Genomic DNA, 22126 nt, shown 5'->3' with positions numbered 1-22126 from the left:
CGCACCCGGCTAGTGTGAACCGATGGTCTCGCAGGCGTGCGCGGCGGCACGCGCGCTGGTCGCTTCGGCGCACCGGATCACGGTGCTGACGGGCGCGGGAGTGTCCACCGACTCGGGCATCCCGGACTTCCGCGGGCCCGACGGGGTGTGGACCCGCGACGCCGACGCCGGCCTGGGCGCCTCTGTGGACACCTACCTCGCCGACCCCGAGGTGCGCAGGCTCACGTGGCGGACGCGCCTGCACAGTCCCGTGTGGACCGCGAAGCCCAACGCGGCGCACAAGGCACTGGTGGAGCTCGAACGGTCCGGGCGGCTGCGCACCGTCGTCACGCAGAACATCGACGGCCTGCACCAGAAGGCGGGCTCCGACCCGCACCGCGTGCTGGAGCTGCACGGCACGCTGCACGCGACCGTGTGCCTGGAATGCGGTGCCACGGGCCCCATGCGCGACGCGTTGAAGCGCGTCGCGGACGGCGACCCCGAGCCGGAATGCCTGCGCTGCGGGGGAATCCTCAAGTCCGCCACGGTCTCGTTCGGGCAGGAGCTCGACGGGGAGGTGCTGCGCCGCGCCCGCCTCGCCGTGCTGGACTGCGACGTGCTCCTCGTGGCGGGGACGTCGCTCTCCGTGCAGCCCGCCGCGGGCCTCGTGCCGCTCGCCGCGAAGGTGGGCGCCCAGGTCGTCATCTGCAACGCCGAACCGACGCCGTACGACTCCGTGGCGGCCGTTGTGCTGCACGAACCCGTCGGCGAGGTGCTGCCCGACCTCAGCTCCGTTCCTCCATCCGGGGGAGGCCGGTTCTCGTCCTGGGGAGATCCGAGCACCTGGTCGTAATGTCGTTTCCATGCGCGTACCGCTGATCACCACGGACTTCCTGGACCGGGCGTCGTTCGCGTTCCCGGCGACGACGGCGACGATCGACGAACCCGACCAGCCCGCCAAGCCGGTCGAGACGACGACGTACGGGCAGATGGCGACCCGTGTGCGCGCATGGCGGGCCGGACTGGACGCGGTGGGCATCGGCGAGGGCGAACGCGTCGCCGTCGTCAGCCACAACTCGGCGCGGATGCTGGAGCTGCTGCACGCCGTGCCCGGCAGCGGGCGGATCTGCGTGCCGGTGAACTTCCGCCTGCGTCCTGACGAGGTGAAGTACATCGTCGAGCACAGCGGCGCGTCGGCGTTGTTCGTCGACCCCGAGCTGTCCTTGGACGACGTGACCGCGAAGCACCGGTTCACACTCGGCGAGGAGTCGGAGTCGCTGCTTCGGTTCGATGTGGAGCCACGGCCGTGGAGCGAGCCCTCGGAGGACGCGACCGCGACCATCAACTACACGTCGGGCACCACAGCACGACCCAAGGGCGTGCAGTTGACGCACCGCAACATCTGGCTGAACGCGGTCACGTTCGCCATGCACACCCGTGCGTGGGAAGGCGACGTGTACATGCACGTGCTGCCGATGTTCCACTGCAACGGCTGGGGCATGCCGTTCGGCCTGACGGGTCTGGGCGTGCCGCAGGTGGTGCTGCGCAAGGTCGACGGCGCCGAGATCCTGCGCCGTGTGCGCGACCACGGCATCACGCTCATGTGCGGCGCACCGGCCGTGTGGAACGCCGTGCTGGACGCCGCCGCCTCGTGGGACGGCGAGATCCCCGGCCGTGACACCGTGCGGATCGTGTGCGCCGGTGCGCCGCCGCCTTCGCGCACGATCCAGCGTGTGACCGAAGAGCTCGGGTGGGAGTTCCTGCAGATCTACGGCCTGACCGAGACGGCGCCGCTGCTCACCTTCAACCGCGCCCAGCCGGGCCCGTCCGGTGAGGAGAAGGCCCGCCTGCAGTCCCGCGCGGGCGCGCCGGCCCTGGGCGCCAAGCTGAAGATCTCCGACACCGGTGAGGTGCTCGCGCGGTCGAACGTGGTCATGGAGGGCTACTGGGAGAACCCCGAGGCCACCTCCGACGCGATCGAGGACGGCTGGTTCCGCACCGGCGACGGCGGCCACTTCGACGACCAGGGCTACCTGACGATCTCGGACCGCAAGAAGGATGTGATCATCACCGGCGGTGAGAACGTCTCGTCCATCGAGGTCGAGGACTGCCTGTTCTCGCACCCGGCCGTCGCCGAGGTCGCGGTCATCGGCGTGCCAGACGAGAAGTGGGGCGAGACGATCAAGGCCCTGGTCGTGACCTCCGGTGACGTCACCGAGGCGGAGCTGATCAAGCACTGCAAGGAGCGGCTCGCCGGGTACAAGGCGCCGACGTCGGTCGAGTTCCGCGACGCGATCCCGCGCACGGCGACCGGCAAGATCCAGAAGTTCAAGCTCCGCGAGCCGTACTGGACCGGCAGGGAGCGCGGCGTCAACTAGCCCTCGACGGTCGTGCGCAGCGCCCGCACCGCGTCCGGCAGGAGCTCGCGCAACGTCCGGGTCTCGTCCAGTCGCGTCCACTGCTGGAACGCCGCCTGCTGCGCGAGCATGGCGGCACCGGCGGCGAGGAACGCCGTCGCGGGCTCGCACCCCTGCTCTTGGAGCGCGGCGGCGATGGCGTCGGTGAGCGCGGCGTTCTTGCCGAGTTCGCGTTCCTGCAGCTCGGGGTTGGCCGCGATCACGGCGTGACGGCGCGCCACGACGGCACGGCGACTCTCGAACATCTTGTCGGCGACGACTTCCAGCGCGCGCAGGACGGTGTCGAGCGGCGGTGAGGAGCCGGCGCCGGCCGCGACTTCGCGGACGACCTCCTGCTGAAGCTCCGAGCTCATCCCGAACAGCACCTCGCGCTTGTCGGCGAAGTGGTTGAAGAACGTCCGCTGCGTGAGCTCCGCCCGCTGGGCGATCTCGGCGACCGTCGTGCGCTCGAAACCCTGTTCGCCGAAGAGCTCCAGCGCGGCTGTCTGCAGGCGCTCGACTGCGTCCGGTTTCCATCGCGGCATGCGGTGAGCCTAGCGATTGCACGATGTGCAGTCACTGGTGCTACGGTGATTGCACAAGCTGAAATCAAAACCAGGAGGCTTCGCCATGGTCGCTGTGTCGATCGTCCGCCCCGGCGAGGGTGAGCTCATCGCCAACGGTCCGTCGCAGATCCGGATCCTCGAGGACGGCAGCAACACCGAGCACCGCCTGGGGATCGGCGAGGTCGTCGTTCCCCCGCACACCCCCGGTCCGCCGCAACACCGCCACGCGCAGCACGACGAAGGCTTCTACGTGCTGTCGGGCATCGTGCGGTTCACCGTGGGCTCGGACGACTACGACGTCGGCGCCGGCACGTGGGTCACGGTTCCGCCGGGCGCGCCGCACACCTTCGCCAACCCCGGCGACGAGACGGCGGTCATGCTGACCACCTTCACGCCGGACCTGTACGTGCAGTACTTCCGCGACCTCAAGGCCATGGTCGAGTCCGGGCAGCCCATGACCCGCGAGACCATGACGCCGGTCTGGGAGAACTACGCCACCGAGCCGTCCACCGAGTTCGCGCCGTAGGCCCGGGGCACGTCCGCCGCGTGGTCCGGCCGATCACGTGGCGGACGATCCGATCCTCGTCCAGACCGGCGACACGCCAGCCCTCCGATCGTCCCAAAAGGACCACCGACAGTGGTCCACTGTGACACGTGTGGTTGACGGTGCGTGAGTTCCGGATGCGACACCTGGGTCTGATTGGTCTAATTCGGTCGGAGGTGATGCTCAGTGTTGACACGACTCTCCGGCGTGGTGGCGTTGTTGGCCGTTGTCCTCACGGGGACCGCCAACGCCGTGCCGCCGCCTCCGCCGAACCCGAGTGACTCGGACATCTCGGCGTCACGGGCGGAGGCGGACGCGAAGGCGGCCCGCGTCGGTGAGCTGACCGGCCGGCTCACGCAGGCGGAGTCACGCCTGCAGGAGCTGCTCGACGACGTCTCGTACAAGCGCGAGCTGGCCAACAAGGCCCGCGTGGACCTGGAAACGGCGATCACGGAAGCCGACACCGCCCGCCGTGAGGCCTCCGCCGCACGTGTGCAGGCCGACGCGGCGACCGCGGCCGTGGAGCGGAGCCGCCGCGAGCTGGACGAGTTCGTCGCCGCCTCCTACGCCCAGCGCAGCACCGTCGGTTCCTTCTCCGCCTACATCGGCGCCAAGTCGCCGGAGGACCTGCTGGCCCGCGCCCAGATGCTGGAGGCGGTGTCGGCGTCGAGCTTCAACCGCCTCGACCAGGTGACGCGCGACCAGGGCACCGCCGCCAACCTCGACTCCGCCGCGCGCGCCGCGCTGAAGAAGGCGGAGCAGAAGCAGGCAGCCGCCGACGAGGCGAAGAAGGTCGCCGAACAGGCCCAGCAGTCCGCCGTGGAAGCGCACTCGGCCCAGGCCGCCGCGACCACCGAGCTGCAGTCCACGAAGGACGCCGTCGAACGCGAGCTCGCCGCCGCACGGGGACAGGCCAACGGCCTCGAAGCACAGCGCCAGCAGTACGACCAGTGGGTCGCGGCGAAGAAGGCCGAAGAAGAAGAGAACGCCCGTCGCGCCGCCGCGGCAGCATCACAACCCGCCGTGCAGGCTCCGCCGCAAAATCGTCCCGCAGCTGCTGCTCCCGCACCGTCGGGCAACCGCGTGCAGACGGTCATCAACCGTGCGCTGGCACAACGCGGCGTCATCTACGCGTGGGGCGGCGGCAACTACAACGGCCCGACGTACGGCGTGCGCGACGGTGGCGTCGCCGACTCGTTCGGCGACTACCGCAAGATCGGCTTCGACTGCTCCGGCCTGATGATGTACGCCTTCGCCGGCGCCGGGGTGTACCTGCCGCACTACAGCGGCTACCAGTACAACTCCGGCCGCAAGGTGCCGCTGGCGCAGATGGCGCCCGGCGACATGATCTTCTGGGGTCCCGGCGGCGGCACGCACGTGGCCCTGTACCTCGGTGGCGGGATGATGGTGGAGGCGCCGCATTCCGGTGCCGTGGTGCGGATCTCGCCGGTGCGGTACGGAGGCATCATGCCGTACGTGACGCGCATGCTTTGACTCGCCAGATCAGAGGTCCCGGGCCCAGAGCTGGCCGATGACGTCGTGGCCGAAGCTGCGCTGCGGAGTCTCCTCGACCAGCTCGAACCCGTGCGCCTCGTAGATCTTCCTGGCCGAGGCGAGGCCGTCGACCGTCCACAACACCATGCGCTCGTAGCCGGCCTGACGAGCGAACTCGACGCATGTGTCGACGAGCTTGCCGCCTGCGCCGTGGCCGCGTGCGTTGGGATGCACGAGCAGCACGCGGAGTTTCGCGGTCGTGTCGTTCTCACGGACGCAGAAGATGCAGCCGACGCGGTCGCCGTCGAGCTCGGCGATCCAGGCCGCCTCCCGTTCGGAGTGGTCTGCCGCGTAGTCGCCGACGATCTTGGCGACCATCGCCTCGAACGAGGTGTCCCAGCCGAGCTCGGCGGCGTAGAGCTCGCCGTGGGCCTGGACGACCCAGCCCAGGTCGCCGGGCTTGCCCAGAGGGCGGATCCGCATGGTTGCCTCCACTGACACGACTGTTTCAGTAGTGCGAGACTAGCGCCATGCCGTCCGCGCGGGAGACCGAACTGCTCGAAGCCGCCTACCGGTACGTGCTCACGCACGGGTTGGCCGACGTGTCGTTGCGGCCGTTGGCGGCGGCCATCGGGTCGAGCACGCGGGTGCTGTTCTACCTGTTCGGCAGCAAGGACGGGCTGGTCAGGGCGTTGCTGGCACGAGCGCGGGCCGACGAGCTGGCGCTGCTCGCGGACATCGGGGCCGGACCGGGCGTGGTGCTGCGGCTGTGGGAGTGGTTGTCCACGCCGGCGCATCGGCCGTTGCTGACGTTGTGGCTGGAGGCTTACGCGCGCTCTCTCGTGGAGCCCGACGGGGCGTGGGCGGGGTTCGCGAAGGCCACGGTCGAGGACTGGCTGGAGGTCCTCGAGGCGTCGCAGGCCGAGGACGTGCGCGAGACCGCCGCGGGCCTGTCCGAACGCACGCGGGATCTCGCGTTGTTGCGGGGTGCGTTGCTCGACCTGCTCGCGACCGGGGACGGCGAGCGCGTCACCGCGGCGGTGAGGGCTAGTTTTGCGGAGTGAAGATCGTGGTGTTCGGCGCGTCGGGCATGGTGGGTCAGGGCGCGCTGCGGGAGTGCCTGCTCGATCCCGACGTGAAGTCGGTCGTGACGGTGGGGCGGTCGCCGCTCGAGACCACCCGCCCCAAGTTGCGGCACGTCGTGCACGCCGACTTCGGTGACCTGTCGGCGATCGCTGATGACCTGGCCGACGCCGACGCGTGCTTCTACTGCATGGGCGTGACGTCGGCCGGTTTGAGCGAGGCCGAGTACACGCCCGTGACGCACGACTACGCGCTTGAGGCCGCGCGTGTTGTTGGTGGCACGTATGTGTACGTGTCGGGTGAAGGTGCCAACGCCGACAGCAAGACGATGTGGGCGCGCGTGAAGGGGCGCACGGAGAACGAGCTGCTGGCGTTGGAACGGCCGGTGTTCGTGGTGCGGCCCGGGTTCATCCAGCCGCGGCACGGGATCCGGTCGCGCACCCGCGTCTACCGCTACATCTACTCGTGGTCCGCGTGGCTGTTCCCGGTGCTGGCGAAGGTGGCGCCGAAGTTCGTCACGAGCACGGACCAGCTCGGGCGGGCGATGGTCGCGCTGGCCAAGGGCGCGCACGCGGACCGGGTGCTGCGCAGCGACGAGATCAACCGGATGGCCGGGTGACGCTCGACGAGGCCATCCGCGAGTACCACGAGGACGGGTATGAGGTCACGCACGTCGTCGAGTCGCTGTGTTCCGGTTGCGGCGGCAGGACGTTCGAGGTGCAGATGACCGACGAGCAGGCGGTGCGCCGGACGTGCCTCGGCTGCGGTCTGAAGGAGTTCATCGCCGACTCGGACGAGTTCTGGGACGACGATGACGCCGAGGAGTGCGCCTGCACGTGCGGTGGCGAGGAGTTCGCCGCGGCGCTCGGGCTGTCGTGCCGTCCCGACGGCGAGGTGCGCTGGGGTGACCGTCGGCCTGCGGTGTCTCGCGTGCGGCCTGTGCGGCGTCTACGAGGACTGGAAGATCGACTGCAGCCCCAGCGCTCACCTGCTCACGCGGGCTTGAACGCGTCCTCGGTCGTGACGGCACCGGCGGTGCGGCCCGGCGCCGTGTGGTTCTCCCAGTAGAGGTTGGTGTGCGCGACGACCTTGTCCGGGGTGGGCGCGCCGTACTCCGAGAAGTCCTCGGTGGTGTGCGCGTCGCTCACGAGCAGGGCGTCGTAGCCGCGGACGACCGCGCCGTGCAGCGTGGAGCGGATGCACTGGTCGGTCTGGGCGCCGGACACCACCAGGCTGCCGATCCCCTTGGCCGCCAGCACTTCCTCGAGGTCGGTGGCCTCGAACGAGTCGGCGTACGTCTTGTGCACCACGGGTTCGCCGTCGGCGACCTTCAGCTCCGGCACGAACTGCCAGCCCTCGGACTCCCTGGGCATGTGCTGGGCGTTGCTGTGCTGCACCCACACGACGTCGACGCCGGCCGCACGCGCCTTGTCGACGAGGGTGGCGACGTTGGCCACGACCTCGTCGCGGTTGTGGGCGTGGTTCACCACGCCGTTCTGAACGTCGATCACGAGCAGCGCGGTGTTGGGGCGGTTCGCCAGAGTTGTCACCCGGTGAGCTTAGGCCTCGTCGCAGACGGTGCAAGGGCGCGAATCCGGGGTGGGTTCCCCGCACGTGTGCGGCTCAGCGGGAACGCAGGCGGCGCAACATCCGGGCGTCTTCGAAACCGACGTTGCGTGCCGCGGTTTCGACGGTGGCGCCCTGGCCGATCAGGTGCTCGGCCCGTTCGACGCGCAACGCCTGCTGGTACTTCAACGGCGTCATGCCCGTCGCACGGCCGAACAGACGCGTCACGGTCCGTTCGCTGCACCCGGCGAGCGTTGCCAGCTCTGCCAACGAAAGACGCTCGGCGAGACGTGACTCGATGACGTCCTGAACGCGATGCACGGTCTCGTTGACATGCGAGCGGTGCCGCAGCAGCACGCTCGCCTGGTGGTCGTCGCCGTTCCTGCGCGCGTAGACGACCATGGTGCGTGCGATCGCCGCTGCCACAACGGGTCCGTGACGCACGGCGACGAGGTGCAACGCCAGGTCGATGCCACTCGCGATGCCCGCGGACGTCACGACCCTGTCGTCCTCCACGAACAGGACGTCACGCACGACTCGTGCGGCGGGGTAGCGCCGTTCGAGTTCGTCCTGCAGTTCGTGATGCGTGGTGCAACGGTGGCCGTCGAGCAGACCGGCGCGTCCCAACGCATCCGCGCCAGCGCACACACTCGCGACCGTGCCACCGTTGGCGTGGTGTGTGCGCAACCAGTCCAACGCGCGCTCGCTCAGGTGTCCCGTCCCCACGATCTTGGGCGACCGCCACCCCGGCACGAACACGAGGTCGTGCACGTCGAGAGAGGGCAACTCACGCGACGCACCCAGCGGCACGCCCTGATGGCTGAGCACGGTCTCCATGTCGCCCACGTACGACAGTTCGTAGCCGTCCACGAGGTCGGCAGCACTGGAGAACACCTGCGCCGGCCCCGCGAGGTCGAGCAGGTGCACTCCCGGTACGAGCAGGAAGACGACTCTGGTCACGATCCGGTCAGCGTAGCGACATCCGAGATCCGCGCGAACCGACCGGCCAGCACGTACTCCGTCCGCTCGATGATCTCCTCGACCCCGAGCACCTTCCCGGTCCGCCAGTGCGGCAGCGGCATGGTGGCGGTCGCGTCCGTCACGAACGTCATGCCGAACCCGAGGTCCGACCCCACCCGTGTCGTCGTCTCGCAGCACTGCTCGGTCCGGATGCCGCTGATCAGCAGCTCCCGCACGCCGTGCTGCGTCAGCGTCTGCTGCAGGTTCGTCGTGGTGAACGCGTTGTGGGACGTCTTGGTCAGGATCTGCTCACCGTCGAGGGGCTTGAGCCCGTCGATCAGCCGCACGTGGCCCAGCGCGGGGTCGAACACGTCGCCGGTGCCGGGCTCGGAGTGCAGCACCCACACCACGAGGTCGCCCGCGTCACGGCTCATGTCGACCAGCTGGTTGACCTTGCCGACGACGTCGGGGTTCGACACCTCGGCCCAGTTGGGTCGCTGCCGGAACGACTCCTGCACGTCGATGACGATCAATGCTCGCTTCATGTCTTGAGCCTCGCGTGTCCCGAGGAGCTGGGACAGGCACGACCAGGACGGGGAGCGGACGGATCCGGTCACCGTGTAAAGATCACCACGTGGACTTACGCGTGCTGGCCGGTGATCTCACGAACCCCGATCTCGGCGTTCAGGTGGCGGTATCGGTGGGAAGGGGTGACGTGGTCGGGTACGCCGTGCCCTTCGTGCGGGTCACGAAGGGCGAGGTGCGCAGGCTGCTCGTGGGGCAGGCGCACACGGACGGCAAGCGGCTCGACGTCGTGGTCAGGGCCGCGTGGCGGGAGGACGGAGGCTGGCACCGGGAGCCGTGGCAGGGCGACGACGTGGCCGAGCTGCTCCAGCACCCCGCCCACGAGGTCCCGGACGACGACACGAGGCTCTCCGTCATCGCGAAGGCCGTCGCCGAGAGCTCGCGGAACGCGGTCGCGGAGCTGCGGGGCCTGCGCTACGAGATGGAACGCCAGGTCGCCGACCTGCTGGCGCAGCGCAGGAACACGGCGCTGCGCCTGGTGATGGCGCAGCTCATCGAGCTGTCGATCGCGTTCAGCCGCGCCCGCGACCAGGCCCGCGACACGCTCCGCGAGGTCAGGGACCCCGGAGTCACGCGGCACTGCCGGGCCGTGGACGTCGAGCTCGGTGAGGAGATCAGCCTGCTGCAGTCGCTGCTCAGCAGCGTGTCGACGTTCGCCGTGGCCCAGGAAGGCGAGGCGCAGCAACGGTTCAACATGCTCGCCGCCGCGGCCGCCGCCGGACTCGGCCTGCCCGCGCTGATCCTGTCGCTCTACGGCGCGGACGACTACCTGCCGTTCACGTGGGACAGGGCGTGGCGGGCGCTGGCGCCGATCGCGGGCACGGTGGCGCTGGCGGCCGTGATCATCCTGCACCGGATGCCGGGGCGCACCACGGCGAAGCACTACCTGGCGGCACTGGGGCTCATCGCCGGGTTGACGGGCGTGCTGCTGGTCGCGGGCTTCCTCGCACCCTAGAGGGGACGGCGGCCCGCGAAGCCCAGGTCAGCGCGGTGGTACCAGGTCAGCTCGCGGTCGCCCTCCAGCCAGCACAGCAGCACCGGCACGCCGTCCATCGACGACGGGAAGTCGACGAGCAGCGGCGCGAAGCCCTTCAGCTCGGCCCCGGTCCGCTGGACGGACTCCATCAGCTCGTCCAGCCTGGCCTGCGCCGCCTTGAACTCCGGCAGGCCGCCCAGCGGGGAGCCCCCGGCCGCCAGCTCGGCGGCGTCGGCGCGCAGGCGCACGATCTCGTCCAGGGTCGGCAGCAGCCGGGCGAGCTCGGTCCTGGCTTCGGCGAGAGTGAACAGTCCCACGCCACCAAGGCTGGCACAGTGGCAGGGGTGACGTGGCTACTGGGTGACCTCACCGTGAACCGGATCGGTCTCGGCGCGATGCGCCTGCCGCAGCAGGGGACCGCGTTCGACCGCGACGCCAGGCCGCGTGACCGCGCACAGGCGATCGAGGTCCTGCGGACGGCGGTGGAGCTCGGCGTCAACCACGTCGACACGGCCGCGTTCTACTTCTCCGCCACGCGGTCGGCCAACGAGCTGATCAACAGCGCGCTCGCGCCGTACCCGGACGACCTGGTGATCGTCACGAAGGTGGGGCCGGGACGGACGCCGCAGGGGGAGTGGCTGCCACCGGCGCGGCCGGAGCAGCTGAGGGGACAGGTCGAGGAGAACCTGCGGCAGCTCGGGCGCGACCACCTCGACGTGGTCAACCTGCGCATCAGCGGGCTCGACGACGTGACGGACCACTTCGAAGAGCTCGCGCGGCTGCGGCAGGCCGGGCTGATCCGGCACCTCGGGCTGTCCAACGTCAAGCCGCACCACCTCGACCAGGCGCAGAAGGTCGCGCCCGTGGTGTGCGTGCAGAACTCCTTCGGCCTCGGGCACCACCCCGAGCAGGACGACTTCCTCGGCGTGTGCGGTGAGCGCGGGGTCGCGTTCGTGCCGTTCTTCGCGCTCACCGGCGCGAACAGGGAGGCCGGGACGTCCGCCGGGGACGCCGAGGACGACGAGGTCACCGGGATCGCCCGCGCACACGGCGCCACGCCCGCGCAGGTCCGGCTGGCCTGGACGCTCGCCAGGGGACCGCACGTGCTGGTCATCCCCGGCACCGGCGACCCGGGACACCTGCGGCAGAACGTCGGGGCGGGCGCGCTCGACCTCACCCCGGAGGAGCTCACCCGCCTCGACGCCGTGCACCTCAGCGGGAGCTGATCCGCCGGAACAACCAGGTCGCCCAGCCGAACGCCACGACCAGCAGGCCGCCCGACCACGCCACCGCGAGCAGGCCCGACGTGACCGGCTCCGACACGAGCAGGGCCCGCACGGTCTCGATCACCGGTGTGATCGGCTGGTGCTCGCTGACCACCCGCAGCACCGCCGGCATCGTCTCGACGGGGACGAACGCGCTGCTCAGGTACGGCAGGAACAGCATGAAGAAGCCGAGCAGGCTCGCGGACTCGACGGTCCGCGCGATCACGCCGAAGCCGGCCGCCAGCCACGACAGCGCGAGCACGTAGAGCAGCAGCAGGCCCATCGCGAGCACCCAGGCGACCGGGGAGCCCGTCGGCCGGAAACCCATCAGCAGAGCGACCAGCACGACCGCGGACGTGGCCACGGCGTTGCGGGCGACGGACGCGGTGACGTGGCCGGTGAGCACGGCGAAGCCGCCGATCGGCATCGAGCGGAACCGGTCGACGACGCCCTTGCGCATGTCGTCGGCCACCGACATCGCGGTCGACGCGGCACCGTAACCAGTGCACAACACGAGGATTCCGGGCACGACGTAGTCCACATAGGACGCGGTATGCCGAAGCGCGCCACCGAAGACGTAGACGAACAGCGCCATCATCAGCACCGGCAGCACGATCGCCATGATCACGAGGTCGAGGTTGCGGCGGCTCAGCCGGATGCTGCGGCCGACCAGCGTGAGGGTGGCGGTCATGCGGCCACCGCCGTCAGCGAGGTGAAGACGTCGTCCAGCGTCGGGCGGTGCGCGGACACCGTCACCGCGCCCACCCGTGCCGCCAGCAGGTCGTCCAGAACGCGGTGCAGGTGCAGCGCGCTGCCGTCGGACGGCACGCTCAACGTCGGCCCGTCCGTCACACCGCCGACCACGGCCCGAGCGCGCGCGGCGTCCTCGCAGGACTCGAACGTCAGGTCCAGCCGCGTGCCGCCGACCGAGTTCTTCAACGCGTCCGCGGTGCCGTCCGCGACGACGCCTCCGTTGTGCAGCACCACGATCCGGTCGGCCAGGCGGTCGGCCTCCTCCAGGTACTGCGTGGTGAGGAAGATCGTCACGCCGTCGCGCACCAGGTCGCCGATCGCGTCCCACGTCGTCGTGCGGCTCACCGGGTCGAGGCCGGTGGTGGGCTCGTCGAGGAACAGCAGGCGCGGCTTCGCCACCAGGCTCATCGCGAGGTCCAGGCGCCGGCGCATGCCGCCGGAGTAGGTGCGCACACGCCGGTCGGCCGCGTCCGTGAGACCGAACCGCTCCAGCAGCTCCGACGACCGCGCGCGAGCCGCTGACCGGCTGAAACGGCGCAACCGCGCGATCATCACCACGTTCTCGCGACCGGTCTGCTCCTCGTCCACCGCGGAGTACTGCCCGGTCAGGCTGATCACCCCGCGCACCTCGGCGCCCGACCGCGCCACGTCGAACCCGCACACGCGGGCGGAGCCGCCATCGGGCCTGGTCAGCGTGCTCAGAATGCGGATCGTGGTCGTCTTGCCCGCGCCGTTCGGCCCGAGCAGCGCGAGCACCGACCCCTCCGCCACCTTCAGATCGAGCCCGCTCAGCACGGTCTGCGAGCCGTACCTCTTCGTCAGACCCTCTGTCTCGACGATCATCGCAACCCCCTTTATGCGTATCTCATACGCAAAACGTGAATGAGCGTATGACATACGCATCTGTTTGACTAGAGGCATGAAGAGGGGGCGCAAGCCGACCATCGACGCCGCCGACATCACGCGGGCCGCCATCGCGGTCGCGGACGCCGAGGGGCTTGCCGCCGTGTCGATGGCGCGCGTCGCGCAGGAGCTGGGCAACGCCACGATGGCCCTCTACCGGCACGTGAAGAGCAAGGACGAGCTGCTCACGTTGATGGGCGACGCCGCGATGGGCGAACCACCCCCGCTGCCGGACGGCGGCTGGCGCGAGCGGCTCGGGTTCTGGGCGAAGGCGGTGCTCGGGGCGATCGGCAGGCGGCCGTGGTCCCTGCAGATCCCCGTCAGCGGCCCGCCGACGGGGCCGAGGAGCCTCGCGTGGTTCGACAGCGCGCTCGGAGCGCTCGACGGCACCCCGCTCGAACCGGGGGAGAAGGTCGGCGTCGTGATGGGGCTGCTGACGTTCGTCCAGGGCGAGGCGAGGCTGAGCGACACCCTGACGCGGGGGTTCGAGGACAACCCGGCCGCGTTCAGCCGCCAGTACGGCCAGGCGCTCCGCGCGCTCGTCGACCCGCGCAAGATGCCCTCGCTCGCGCAGGTCGTCGAAGCCGGCGTGTTCGACGTCGACGACCTCTACGCCGCCGAGGACGTGGCCGCCGAGTTCGACTTCGGGCTCCAGCTGTTCCTGGAAGGCGTCGCGGCGCACATCGGGAGGCGTTCGTGACGTACGCGGCGATCATCCTCACCGGAGGCAGGGGCGAGCGGCTCGGTGGCGTCGACAAGGCGGCACTGTCCTATCGGGAGGCGACGCTGCTCGACCACGTGCTGTCGGTTGTGGACGATGCGAGCCAGAAGATCGTTGTGGGTCCGGAGAAGGACATTCCCGGCATCGTCTGGGCGCGGGAGGACCCGCCCGGTGGCGGCCCGCTCGCCGGACTCGCCGCGGGGCTCGCGGAAGTCGACGCCGAGTGGGTCGCGGTGCTCGCCGTCGACCAGCCCGGCCTCACGAAGGACACGATCGCGCGCCTGCGGAACGCCCGCGCGAACGCCGTGCTCAAGGACGACCGCACGCAGTGGCTGATCGGCGTGTGGCGCACCGCTGACCTGCGCGAAGCCCTCCCCGGAGATCCACGCGACCTGCCGTTGCGCAAGACTCTCGGCCGGCTGGACCCCGTCGAGGTGCCCGCTCTGCCCGGTGAGGCGCGCGACGTCGACACGCCCTCCGACCTGGACACCCTTCACAGCGGTTGAACAGGCGGGGAGTAAGACTGTTCCACTACCGGTAAACCCTGTTCCGCATGGAGGCCCGCACGTGACCGAGCCCGCCGCCGAGGCAACGCCGAACGCATCGGCGCCCGTCACCCCGGCTCGTGACGCCCAGCTGCTCGAACGCACCGTGTTCGAGGTGAAGCGGGTGATCGTCGGCCAGGACCGGCTCGTCGAGCGGATGCTCGTGGGTCTGCTGGCCAAGGGCCATCTGCTGCTCGAAGGCGTGCCGGGTGTCGCGAAGACGCTCGCCGTCGAGACGTTCGCCCGCGTGGTCGGCGGCTCGTTCTCGCGCGTGCAGTTCACGCCCGACCTGGTGCCCGCCGACATCCTCGGCACCCGCATCTACCGCCAGTCCACCGAGACGTTCGACGTCGAGCTCGGTCCCGTCGTCGCGAACTTCGTGCTCGCCGACGAGATCAACCGCGCGCCCGCCAAGGTGCAGTCGGCGATGCTCGAGGTGATGGCCGAGCGGCACGTGTCGATCGGCGGCCGGACGTTCCCGATGCCGAACCCGTTCCTCGTCCTGGCGACGCAGAACCCGATCGAGAACGAGGGCGTGTACCCGCTGCCGGAGGCGCAGCGCGACCGGTTCCTCTTCAAGATCCAGGTCGAGTACCCGACCGCCGAGGAGGAGCGCGAGATCGTCTACCGCATGGGCGTCGAGGCGCCCACGCCGAACCAGGTCCTCTCGCCGGAGGAGCTGGTGCGCCTGCAGGGCGTGGCGTCGCGCGTCTTCGTCCACCACGCGCTCGTCGACTACGTGGTGCGCCTCGTGATCGCGACCCGCGCGCCCGGCGAGCACGGCCTCACCGACGTCGCCGGCTGGGTCGCCTACGGTGCCTCACCGCGCGCGTCGCTCGGCATCATCGCCGCCGCACGCGGCCTCGCGCTGGTCCGCGGCCGCGACTACGTCCTGCCGCAGGACGTCGTGGACGTCGTCCCGGACGTGCTGCGCCACCGCCTCGTGCTCTCCTACGACGCGCTGGCCGACGGCGTGCCGCTCGACCACATCATCACGCGCGTGCTGCAGATCGTGCCGTTGCCGCAGGTGTCGGCCCGTCCGCAGCAGCCGCCGGTTCCGGCTGGTAGGCAGTGAGCAGGGACAAGGCCGACGAGCGTCCTTCCTGGGCGCCGCCCGTGCTGCGCGGCGTCCGGATGGAAGCCGCGCTGCGCATGCTGGAGCTCGACGTCCGGCGCCGTCTCGACGGTCTGCTGCAGGGCAACCACCTCGGTCTCGTGCCGGGACCGGGCACCGAACCGGGCGAGGCGCGCACCTACCAGCCCGGCGACGACGTGCGCCGGATGGACTGGGCGGTCACGGCGCGCACGACGATCCCGCACATCCGCGAGACGGTCGCCGACCGCGAGCTGGAGACGTGGATGGCGATCGACCTGTCGCCGTCGCTCGACTTCGGCACCGCGGCCTGCGAGAAGCGCGACCTGGCCATCGCCGCGACGGCCGCGGTCGCGCACCTGACGCGCGGCGGCGGCAACCGGATCGGCGCCGCCGTCTCGACGGGTGCGGAGAGCGTCCGGATCCCGGCCCGCGGCGGTCTCGCGCACGCGCGGGGCATGATCCGCAAGATCGCCGAGATCGACCGGGCGCCCGAGGGCACGCGCGGCGACCTGGCGGCGTTGCTGGAGCAGCTGCGCAGGCCCCCACGCCGGCGCGGCCTGATCGTGGTGGTGTCCGACTTCCTCGGTGGTGTGGAGTGGCAGCGGCCGCTGCGGGCGTTGTCCGCGCGGCACGACATCGTCGCCATCGAGATCGTCGACCCGCGCGACGTCGACCTGCCCGAGGTCGGCACCGTCGTGCTGTCCGACCCGGAGACGGGGCGGCAGCGCGAGGTGACCGCGTCCGCGTTGCTGCGCAAGGAGTTCAACGCCGCGGCCGCGGAACACCGGGGCGAGGTGGCGGCGGGGCTGCGGCGCGCGGGCGCCGGGCACCTGGTGCTGCGGACCGACTCCGACTGGATCGCGGACACGGTTCGTTTCGTGGTGGCGCGCAAGCGCCGCTGGTCTGGGGGTGTCGCGTGAGCTTCTCGAACTTCGTCGCCCCGTGGTGGTTCCTGCTGCTGGTCGCCGTGGCGCTGCTCGCCGCCGGCTACGTCGCGGCGCAACGGATGCGGCGCAAGCGGGTGCTGCGGTTCACGAACCTGGAGCTGCTGGAGAAGGTCGCGCCCAAGCGGGAACGCTGGTCGCGCCACGTCCCGGCGGCGTTCCTGCTGGCGGCGCTGGCGTTGCTCACGGTCGCACTGGCCGGGCCGACCTCCGAGCAACGGGTGCCGCGCAACCGGGCCACCGTGATGCTGGTGGTCGACGTGTCGCTGTCGATGAAGGCGACGGACGTCAAGCCGTCCCGCCTGGAGGCCGCGCAGGTCGCCGCCAAGTCGTTCGCCGAGGGCCTCACGCCGGGCATCAACCTCGGCCTGATCTCGTTCGCCGGCTCCGCCACCGTGCTGGTCGCGCCCACGACGGACCGCGCGGCGGTGAGCCAGTCGATCGACGGGCTCAAGCTCGCCCAGTCGACCGCGACCGGTGACGCGCTGGTGGCCGCGATGGCGTCGATCGACTCGTTCGGCAAGGTCGTCGGTGGCGCCGAGGGCCCACCGCCCGCCCGCATCGTGCTGATGACGGACGGCAAGGAGACCGTCGGCACCCGCAAGGCCTTCGACGCGGCCGAGGACGCGAAGAAGGCCGCGATCCCGATCTCCACGATCTCGTTCGGCACCGAGGAGGGAGTGGTCGACATCGAGGGCCGGCAGCAGTCCGTGCCCGTCGACGACGACTCGATGAAGGAGATCGCGAAGATCTCCGGCGGCGAGTTCTTCAAGGCCGCCTCCGCCGAGGAGCTGCGGCGGGTCTACGACACGCTCGGCGAGCAGATCGGCTACGAGAAGAAGCAGGCGGACGCGTCGAAGCCGTGGCTGCTGCTCGGCACGATCACGACGATGATCGCCGCCGCCGCGGCCCTGTTGCTGGGGCAGAGACTTCCCTAGCGACTTCCCTGGCGCCTGCCGTAGGTCAGCAGCACGACCCCGACCCCGAACGCCCTGGTGCTCTTGAGCGCCAGGGCGTTCGGCTTGCGGAAGAACGGTGTGCCGGCACCGAGGGCGACCGGGTTGACGTAGAGGCGGATCTCGTCGACCAGGTCGTGCTCGAAGAACGTCTGGAGCAGCTCGTTCCCGCCGACCACGCTGTCGCCCGGCAGGTTCCTGACCTCGTCCGGGTCGACCTCGGTGCGGGTCTCGGTGTTCCACTCGGTGAACTGCCTCGTGCGGCTGTAGACGATCTTGCGCGTGGTTCGCCAGATCGGGGCGAAGTCGCGCATGGCCTGCGGCCAGCCGGGGTTGTCCTCCGCGTGCGGCCACGCCTGCAGCATCAGCTCGTGGTTGCGGCGGCCGTCGAGGAACGTGCTCATCGTCGCCAGCTCGGCGTTCATGTGCTCGTGCAGCTCGTCGTCCATGTGGTGCCAGCCGATGTCGTGACCGGGCCCTTCGAAGAACCCGTCCAGCGAGATCGACGCCATCGTGATGATCATCCGTGAAGCCTCCGGTACTCGGCAGCGGCGCCGGGGTGCAGGGGTACTTCGCCCGTGTCTATCAGGCTGCGCACGTCGAGGTACTGGGTGCCGAGCGCCTGCTCCGGCACGAGCTGCGCCGCCTTGCCCACGAGCAGCCGCACGACGGCGCTCGCGTAGTCGTCGGTCATGTCCGGCCGGCACACCAGCAGGTTCGGCGTGCCGATGGTCGGGACGTCGACGGGTGAGCCGTACACGCCCGTGCGGATCTCGACGCGTTCGTAGACCTTGCCGTAGTCCTGGCGCAGTCTCGGCAGGAAGCCGTCGAGCGGCAGGAGCCGGATGCCGCTGGCCTTGCCCAGCTCCGGGGTGGGCACGCCGCCGGACCACAGCAGTGCCGCGATCTCGCCCGCTTTCAACGCGTCGATGGCGTTGCGCAACGGGTAGTGCTCCTCCCGCACTCCCATCGCGAGCCGTGAACCCTGCAGCGCGGCACCGGAACCGGCGGCGCCGAGCGACACCGGTGCGCCGACCAGGTCCGTCGCGGCCTGGTATGGCGAGTTCTGCAGCACCACGAGCTGCAGGTAGTTCTCGTAGACACGACCGAGAGCGACCAGTCCGGACTCCATGTGCGCGCTGTCGCTCAACGTCAGCGCGAGGTCGGCGGTGCCCTCGCGGAGGTGCCCGAGGTTGTCGGCGCTGCCGCCGGTCTGGATCGGCGTGATCGTCAACGGGCCGGGGGAGAGGCGGGAGAGCAGGGCCGCGAAGTCGTTGTAGAAGCCGCCCGGCTCGCCTCCGGCGATCCTGAGGGTGCCGGTGGGGTCGGAGACTCCGCAGGAGGAGAGGAGGAGAGTCCCGAGCAGGAACGTCCGGCGCTTCACAGCAGCGGCTCCTTCGGCAGTTCCACGGTCACGACCAGTCCGTTGTCGCTGTGCAGCCCCAGCTTCCCGTTGTGCGTCGTGACGATCCGCTCGGCGATGGCGAGGCCCAGACCCGTGCCGCGCCGCGAGTCGTCGCCGCGCCAGAAGCGTTCGGTGGCGCGCTTCAGATCCTTCGTGGACAGACCTGGGCCGTTGTCCCGCACGGTCAGCGTGGAGCTGTCGCACACCACGACGACCTCGGCCCCGCCGTACTTGATGGCATTGTCCAGCAGCACGTCCAGCACCTGCGCGAGGTCCGACACCGCGCACTGCACCAGGCCTGGCGCCCGGTCGTCCACGGTGATCGTGACGCCTTCCGCCTGGGCCGCCGCGCGCCACGCGTCGACCCGGTCGTGCACGACCACCTGCAGATCGGCGAGCTCGGGTTCGACACCGCCCGCCGCGCGTTCGGTGGCCGTGCTCTCGGCCGACGCCAGGGCGAGCAGGCCGTCGAGCAACGACTCCAGGCGTTCGACCTCGGTGAGCAGGGACCCGTTCTGCGGCAGCATGTCCACCCGGAGCCTGAGCGCGGCCATGGGGTTGCGCAGCTGGTGCGAGGCGTCGGCGATCAACCGCCGTTGCTGGTCCGCGGCCTCGGCGACGGCGTCGGACATGCGGTTGAACGACTCCGACAACGCCCGCAGCTCGGCCGGTCCGGCGGTGTCGGCCACGTGCGCGCGCCGCTGTCCCTCGGCGACCGCTCTGACACCCCGGTCGAGCTCCTTGAGCGGCCGCAGCAGCCACCGGGAGACGACAAGCGCCAGCAACACGCACGCGCAGGCCGCGAGCAGGGCGCCGGCCAGCACCAACGCCCACCGCCGTGCGACGTCCAGGGCCGCGACCTGGGTCGACGCCCGCAGCACCACGGCACCCGCGACCTTCGTGCCGGTGCCGACGGGACGCGCGAACAGGACGTCGCCGCCGTTCCAGGGCATCACGGTCGGCACGGGTGCGGCGGGCTGGTTGCGCAGGGCGGCGTCGATCTGCGCGGACACGTCGGCGGCCGTCATGCCCGACTCGACGACGGGCGTGCCGGACGCGTCGACGACCACGACCTCCTCGCCGTAGACGGCGGCGTAGCGGTCCGCCTCCGACACCACGACGTCGACGGGCAGCGTGGCGAACCGGTCGAGGTCGGCGGTGCGGCTGATCACGAACTGCTGGGTGCGTTCCGACGCCGTGCTCATCAGCAGCGGGAAGGCGAACGCCGTGACGGCCGAGAGCGAGAAGAGCAGCAGCACCAACAGAAGCCGTTGCCGCATCTACTCACCGAGCCGGTAGCCGAAGCCGCGGATCGTGTGCAGAAGGCCGGGCCGGTCGAGCTTGGCGCGCAGCTGCGTGAGGTGCACGTCGAGGGTCCGTGACACCGCCACGAAGGCATTGCCCCACACCTCGTCCATCAGCTGCTGCCGGCTCACCGCCGTGCCGGGTCGTCGCGCCAGCACCGCCAGCACGTCGAACTCCTTGGTGGTCAACGAGATCTCACGCCCGCCGACCACGACCTGACGACCTTGCAGGTCGATCTCCACATCGGACACCCGCACCACGTCGCCGGGTTCCTGCGACCGCGCCGCGCTGCGCCGTGCCACCGCGTCGATGCGCGCCAGCAGCTCGGCCAGCCGCACCGGCTTGACCAGGTAGTCGTCCGCACCGAGCCGAAGCCCTCGCACGACCGTGCGCTCGTCCCCGCGTGCCGTCAGCACCAGTACCGGCACCGGGTCGATCTTGCGGAGCTTGCGCAGCACCTCCAGACCGTCCTGGTCGGGCAGGCCGAGGTCGAGCAGCACCACGTCGGCGTCGCGGTGGGCGATCAGCGCGTCGGCACCCCTGCGCACGCGGGCAGGCCGGTGGCCGTTCGCCCGCAGCGCTTCCACCAGGGCCTCGGCGACACCGTCGTCGTCTTCGACCAACAGCACCCGCATGGGAGCAGTATCGCCCCACAATACCGTTTCAGGCGTGTGGCGACGCGCCTAAGTGACTGTAAAGAAGCATCCGCCCAGGTTGTGACGGTGTCGGGCCGCCGTGATGGTGGCTCGCATGACAGTCGTTCAGGAGAAGAGCAGCGAGCGCCGTGTGGTGGCGAACGTGCTGCGCGGGTCGGTCGGCAATCTCATCGAGTGGTACGACTGGTACGCATACACCGCGTTCAGCATCTACTTCGCTGCCGCGTTCTTCCCCAAGGGTGACCAGACGGCGCAGCTGCTCAACACCGCCGCCGTGTTCGCGGTCGGCTTCCTCATGCGGCCACTGGGAGGCTGGCTGCTCGGCCGGTACGCGGACCGCCACGGCCGGCGCGCCGCGTTGACGTTGTCGGTCACGCTGATGGCGCTCGGCTCGTTGGTCATCGCGCTGACGCCGTCGTACGCCTCCATCGGTGTGGCGGCGCCGATCCTGCTGGTGCTGGCCCGGTTGCTGCAGGGCCTGTCGGTGGGTGGTGAGTACGCGACCTCGGCGACCTATCTGTCCGAAGTGGCCTCTCCGACCCGCCGCGGGTTCTACTCCAGCTTCCAGTACGTGACGCTGACGGCCGGCCAGCTGGTGGCGCTCGGCGTGCAGATCGTGTTGCAGCAGTTCCTGTCCAAGGCCGAGATGGCCTCGTGGGGCTGGCGGATCGCGTTCGTCATCGGCGCGACCGGCGCGATCATCGTCATGTGGCTGCGGCGTGGCATGGACGAGTCGTCGAGCTTCGAGAAGCAGAAGGACGGCACCGACCAGAAGGGCACGTTCAAGGCGCTGCTGCGGCACCCCAAGGAGTGCCTGCTCGTCGTCGGCCTGACGCTGGGCGGCACGGTCGCGTTCTACACCTACACGACCTACCTGCAGAAGTTCATGGTGAACACCAGCAAGATCGACGCCGCGACGGTCAGCTGGATCAACTTCGCCGCGCTGCTCGTGTTCGTGGTGCTGCAGCCCGTCGCGGGCGCGCTGTCCGACCGGATCGGCCGCCGCCCGCTGCTGCTCGGGTTCGGTGTGCTCGGCACGCTGGCCACCGTGCCGCTGCTGTCGGCGCTGGCGCGCACGTCCGAGGCGTTCCCGGCGTTCCTGCTGATGCTCGGTGGCCTCGTGATCGTCACCGGGTACACGTCGATCAACGCGATCGTGAAGGCCGAGCTGTTCCCGACGAACATCCGCGCGCTGGGCGTCGGCCTGCCGTACGCGCTGACCGTGGCGATCTTCGGCGGCACGGCCGAGTACGTGGCGCTGTGGCTCAAGCAGGCCGGTATGGAGTCGGTGTTCTTCTACTACGTCGCCGGGTGCGTGCTGATCTCGTTGCTGGTCTACGGGTTCATGCGCGAGACGTCGAAGGACTCGGTGCTGGACCGCGACTGACGTTTCGCAGTGTCGCTTCGGGCAGGAGGGCGGTCTTGCGG

The 22126-nt window shown here is 70.3% G+C and carries 27 protein-coding genes; 15 read left to right on the top strand and 12 right to left on the bottom strand.

What is annotated here, in order from left to right; translation table 11 throughout:
* Positions 1-22: 22 nt before the first annotated feature.
* Complete coding sequence (locus VM306_RS10900) at positions 23-832, top strand: Sir2 family NAD-dependent protein deacetylase (RefSeq protein ID WP_325513696.1); 810 nt, start codon at positions 23-25, stop codon at positions 830-832.
* 10 nt (positions 833-842) lie between these two features.
* Positions 843-2357 carry a class I adenylate-forming enzyme family protein gene (locus VM306_RS10895; RefSeq protein ID WP_325513694.1) on the top strand — a complete coding sequence of 505 codons (1515 nt, stop codon included), beginning with the start codon at positions 843-845 and terminating at the stop codon, positions 2355-2357.
* On the opposite strand, the gene VM306_RS10890 is transcribed toward VM306_RS10895, so the two are convergent.
* The gene (locus tag VM306_RS10890) at positions 2354-2920 is read right to left on the bottom strand and encodes a helix-turn-helix domain-containing protein (protein WP_325513692.1); all 567 of its coding nucleotides are present in this window, start codon (positions 2918-2920) and stop codon (positions 2354-2356) included. The genes VM306_RS10895 and VM306_RS10890 overlap by 4 nt on opposite strands.
* A gap of 85 nt (positions 2921-3005) precedes the next feature.
* Between VM306_RS10890 and VM306_RS10885 the strand changes: the two genes are divergently transcribed.
* The gene (locus tag VM306_RS10885; protein WP_325513690.1) at positions 3006-3467 is read left to right on the top strand and encodes a cupin domain-containing protein; all 462 of its coding nucleotides are present in this window, start codon (positions 3006-3008) and stop codon (positions 3465-3467) included.
* Between the two features lie 204 nt (positions 3468-3671).
* Positions 3672-4979: an NlpC/P60 family protein gene (locus tag VM306_RS10880; protein ID WP_325513688.1), complete on the top strand. Its 1308-nt coding sequence runs from the start codon at positions 3672-3674 to the stop codon at positions 4977-4979.
* A gap of 9 nt (positions 4980-4988) precedes the next feature.
* On the opposite strand, the gene VM306_RS10875 is transcribed toward VM306_RS10880, so the two are convergent.
* Positions 4989-5462, bottom strand: coding sequence for a GNAT family N-acetyltransferase (locus VM306_RS10875; RefSeq protein ID WP_325513686.1), 474 nt, complete (start codon positions 5460-5462; stop codon positions 4989-4991).
* A gap of 47 nt (positions 5463-5509) precedes the next feature.
* On the opposite strand from VM306_RS10875, the gene VM306_RS10870 reads away from it, so the two are divergent.
* The 3 genes from VM306_RS10870 to VM306_RS10860 are packed head-to-tail and all read left to right on the top strand — an operon-like array spanning position 5510 to position 7130.
* Positions 5510-6043, top strand: a complete 534-nt coding sequence (locus tag VM306_RS10870; RefSeq protein WP_325513684.1) for a TetR/AcrR family transcriptional regulator — start codon at positions 5510-5512, stop codon at positions 6041-6043.
* Positions 6040-6681: an epimerase gene (locus tag VM306_RS10865; RefSeq protein WP_325513682.1), complete on the top strand. Its 642-nt coding sequence runs from the start codon at positions 6040-6042 to the stop codon at positions 6679-6681. Before VM306_RS10870 ends, VM306_RS10865 begins: the two co-directional genes overlap by 4 nt.
* Entirely contained in the window at positions 6678-7130 is a 453-nt protein-coding gene (locus tag VM306_RS10860; protein ID WP_325513680.1) for a hypothetical protein, read from the top strand. The genes VM306_RS10865 and VM306_RS10860 overlap by 4 nt, the downstream gene beginning before the upstream one ends.
* Here the strand turns inward: VM306_RS10860 and VM306_RS10855 are convergent.
* The 3 genes from VM306_RS10855 to VM306_RS10845 all read right to left on the bottom strand — a co-directional run bounded on the left by VM306_RS10855 (position 7055) and on the right by VM306_RS10845 (position 9133).
* Positions 7055-7612 (bottom strand): cysteine hydrolase family protein, encoded by a 558-nt coding sequence (locus VM306_RS10855; RefSeq protein ID WP_325513678.1) that lies wholly within the window; start codon positions 7610-7612, stop codon positions 7055-7057. The genes VM306_RS10860 and VM306_RS10855 overlap by 76 nt on opposite strands.
* Positions 7613-7685: 73 nt before the next feature.
* Entirely contained in the window at positions 7686-8588 is a 903-nt protein-coding gene (locus VM306_RS10850) for a GlxA family transcriptional regulator (RefSeq protein WP_325513676.1), read from the bottom strand.
* The gene (locus VM306_RS10845) at positions 8585-9133 is read right to left on the bottom strand and encodes a cysteine hydrolase family protein (RefSeq protein WP_325513674.1); all 549 of its coding nucleotides are present in this window, start codon (positions 9131-9133) and stop codon (positions 8585-8587) included. The genes VM306_RS10850 and VM306_RS10845 overlap by 4 nt, the downstream gene beginning before the upstream one ends.
* Positions 9134-9222: 89 nt before the next feature.
* Between VM306_RS10845 and VM306_RS10840 the strand changes: the two genes are divergently transcribed.
* Complete coding sequence (locus tag VM306_RS10840) at positions 9223-10128, top strand: hypothetical protein (RefSeq protein WP_325513672.1); 906 nt, start codon at positions 9223-9225, stop codon at positions 10126-10128.
* Here VM306_RS10840 and VM306_RS10835 read toward each other — a convergent pair.
* The gene (locus VM306_RS10835) at positions 10125-10466 is read right to left on the bottom strand and encodes a DUF2203 domain-containing protein (RefSeq protein ID WP_325513670.1); all 342 of its coding nucleotides are present in this window, start codon (positions 10464-10466) and stop codon (positions 10125-10127) included. The genes VM306_RS10840 and VM306_RS10835 overlap by 4 nt on opposite strands.
* Before the next feature lie 27 nt (positions 10467-10493).
* Between VM306_RS10835 and VM306_RS10830 the strand changes: the two genes are divergently transcribed.
* Positions 10494-11375: an aldo/keto reductase gene (locus VM306_RS10830; protein ID WP_414672360.1), complete on the top strand. Its 882-nt coding sequence runs from the start codon at positions 10494-10496 to the stop codon at positions 11373-11375.
* On the opposite strand, the gene VM306_RS10825 is transcribed toward VM306_RS10830, so the two are convergent.
* Both VM306_RS10825 and VM306_RS10820 read right to left on the bottom strand, forming a co-directional pair.
* A complete protein-coding gene (locus tag VM306_RS10825; RefSeq protein WP_325513666.1) occupies positions 11362-12105 on the bottom strand; it encodes an ABC transporter permease in 744 nt (247 codons plus the stop codon). The two genes, VM306_RS10830 and VM306_RS10825, sit on opposite strands and share 14 nt — an antisense overlap.
* Positions 12102-13010, bottom strand: a complete 909-nt coding sequence (locus tag VM306_RS10820; RefSeq protein WP_325513664.1) for an ATP-binding cassette domain-containing protein — start codon at positions 13008-13010, stop codon at positions 12102-12104. Before VM306_RS10820 ends, VM306_RS10825 begins: the two co-directional genes overlap by 4 nt.
* Before the next feature lie 76 nt (positions 13011-13086).
* Between VM306_RS10820 and VM306_RS10815 the strand changes: the two genes are divergently transcribed.
* The 5 genes from VM306_RS10815 to VM306_RS10795 all read left to right on the top strand — a co-directional run bounded on the left by VM306_RS10815 (position 13087) and on the right by VM306_RS10795 (position 17314).
* Complete coding sequence (locus VM306_RS10815) at positions 13087-13770, top strand: TetR/AcrR family transcriptional regulator (RefSeq protein WP_325513662.1); 684 nt, start codon at positions 13087-13089, stop codon at positions 13768-13770.
* Complete coding sequence (gene mobA, locus VM306_RS10810) at positions 13767-14297, top strand: molybdenum cofactor guanylyltransferase (RefSeq protein ID WP_325513659.1); 531 nt, start codon at positions 13767-13769, stop codon at positions 14295-14297. Before VM306_RS10815 ends, mobA begins: the two co-directional genes overlap by 4 nt.
* Positions 14298-14358: 61 nt before the next feature.
* Positions 14359-15411 carry a MoxR family ATPase gene (locus VM306_RS10805; protein ID WP_325513657.1) on the top strand — a complete coding sequence of 351 codons (1053 nt, stop codon included), beginning with the start codon at positions 14359-14361 and terminating at the stop codon, positions 15409-15411.
* A gap of 59 nt (positions 15412-15470) precedes the next feature.
* Positions 15471-16352 (top strand): DUF58 domain-containing protein, encoded by an 882-nt coding sequence (locus tag VM306_RS10800; protein WP_325513776.1) that lies wholly within the window; start codon positions 15471-15473, stop codon positions 16350-16352.
* Positions 16349-17314 (top strand): VWA domain-containing protein, encoded by a 966-nt coding sequence (locus VM306_RS10795; protein WP_325513655.1) that lies wholly within the window; start codon positions 16349-16351, stop codon positions 17312-17314. Before VM306_RS10800 ends, VM306_RS10795 begins: the two co-directional genes overlap by 4 nt.
* On the opposite strand, the gene VM306_RS10790 is transcribed toward VM306_RS10795, so the two are convergent.
* Genes VM306_RS10790 through VM306_RS10775 form a run of 4 tightly spaced genes read right to left on the bottom strand, consistent with a single transcriptional unit; the run spans position 17311 to position 20677 of the window.
* Positions 17311-17856, bottom strand: a complete 546-nt coding sequence (locus tag VM306_RS10790; protein WP_325513653.1) for a dihydrofolate reductase family protein — start codon at positions 17854-17856, stop codon at positions 17311-17313. The genes VM306_RS10795 and VM306_RS10790 overlap by 4 nt on opposite strands.
* Complete coding sequence (locus VM306_RS10785; RefSeq protein WP_325513651.1) at positions 17853-18716, bottom strand: TAXI family TRAP transporter solute-binding subunit; 864 nt, start codon at positions 18714-18716, stop codon at positions 17853-17855. Before VM306_RS10785 ends, VM306_RS10790 begins: the two co-directional genes overlap by 4 nt.
* Complete coding sequence (locus VM306_RS10780) at positions 18713-20017, bottom strand: HAMP domain-containing sensor histidine kinase (protein WP_325513649.1); 1305 nt, start codon at positions 20015-20017, stop codon at positions 18713-18715. The genes VM306_RS10785 and VM306_RS10780 overlap by 4 nt, the downstream gene beginning before the upstream one ends.
* The gene (locus VM306_RS10775) at positions 20018-20677 is read right to left on the bottom strand and encodes a response regulator transcription factor (RefSeq protein ID WP_325513646.1); all 660 of its coding nucleotides are present in this window, start codon (positions 20675-20677) and stop codon (positions 20018-20020) included.
* Between the two features lie 115 nt (positions 20678-20792).
* Here VM306_RS10775 and VM306_RS10770 point away from each other — a divergent pair, with 115 nt between their 5' ends.
* Positions 20793-22085, top strand: coding sequence for an MFS transporter (locus VM306_RS10770; RefSeq protein WP_325513643.1), 1293 nt, complete (start codon positions 20793-20795; stop codon positions 22083-22085).
* Positions 22086-22126 lie beyond the last annotated feature (41 nt).

This window comes from Lentzea sp. (assembly GCF_035525475.1).
Lineage (GTDB): Bacteria > Actinomycetota > Actinomycetes > Mycobacteriales > Pseudonocardiaceae > Lentzea.
This window is presented reverse-complemented; position numbering and strand designations above follow the sequence as displayed.

What these genes read in the sequence shown, in the direction of transcription:
- VM306_RS10900 (WP_325513696.1), top strand. Translation starts at nt 23, where the DNA reads ATGGTCTCGCAGGCGTGCGCGGCGGCACGCGCGCTGGTCGCTTCGGCG.
- VM306_RS10895 (WP_325513694.1), top strand. Translation starts at nt 843, where the DNA reads ATGCGCGTACCGCTGATCACCACGGACTTCCTGGACCGGGCGTCGTTC.
- VM306_RS10890 (WP_325513692.1), bottom strand. Translation starts at nt 2,920, where the DNA reads ATGCCGCGATGGAAACCGGACGCAGTCGAGCGCCTGCAGACAGCCGCG.
- VM306_RS10885 (WP_325513690.1), top strand. Translation starts at nt 3,006, where the DNA reads ATGGTCGCTGTGTCGATCGTCCGCCCCGGCGAGGGTGAGCTCATCGCC.
- VM306_RS10875 (WP_325513686.1), bottom strand. Translation starts at nt 5,462, where the DNA reads ATGCGGATCCGCCCTCTGGGCAAGCCCGGCGACCTGGGCTGGGTCGTC.
- VM306_RS10870 (WP_325513684.1), top strand. Translation starts at nt 5,510, where the DNA reads ATGCCGTCCGCGCGGGAGACCGAACTGCTCGAAGCCGCCTACCGGTAC.
- VM306_RS10845 (WP_325513674.1), bottom strand. Translation starts at nt 9,133, where the DNA reads ATGAAGCGAGCATTGATCGTCATCGACGTGCAGGAGTCGTTCCGGCAG.
- VM306_RS10825 (WP_325513666.1), bottom strand. Translation starts at nt 12,105, where the DNA reads ATGACCGCCACCCTCACGCTGGTCGGCCGCAGCATCCGGCTGAGCCGC.
- VM306_RS10820 (WP_325513664.1), bottom strand. Translation starts at nt 13,010, where the DNA reads ATGATCGTCGAGACAGAGGGTCTGACGAAGAGGTACGGCTCGCAGACC.
- VM306_RS10815 (WP_325513662.1), top strand. Translation starts at nt 13,087, where the DNA reads ATGAAGAGGGGGCGCAAGCCGACCATCGACGCCGCCGACATCACGCGG.
- VM306_RS10800 (WP_325513776.1), top strand. Translation starts at nt 15,471, where the DNA reads ATGGAAGCCGCGCTGCGCATGCTGGAGCTCGACGTCCGGCGCCGTCTC.
- VM306_RS10790 (WP_325513653.1), bottom strand. Translation starts at nt 17,856, where the DNA reads ATGATCATCACGATGGCGTCGATCTCGCTGGACGGGTTCTTCGAAGGG.
- VM306_RS10780 (WP_325513649.1), bottom strand. Translation starts at nt 20,017, where the DNA reads ATGCGGCAACGGCTTCTGTTGGTGCTGCTGCTCTTCTCGCTCTCGGCC.
- VM306_RS10775 (WP_325513646.1), bottom strand. Translation starts at nt 20,677, where the DNA reads ATGCGGGTGCTGTTGGTCGAAGACGACGACGGTGTCGCCGAGGCCCTG.
- VM306_RS10770 (WP_325513643.1), top strand. Translation starts at nt 20,793, where the DNA reads ATGACAGTCGTTCAGGAGAAGAGCAGCGAGCGCCGTGTGGTGGCGAAC.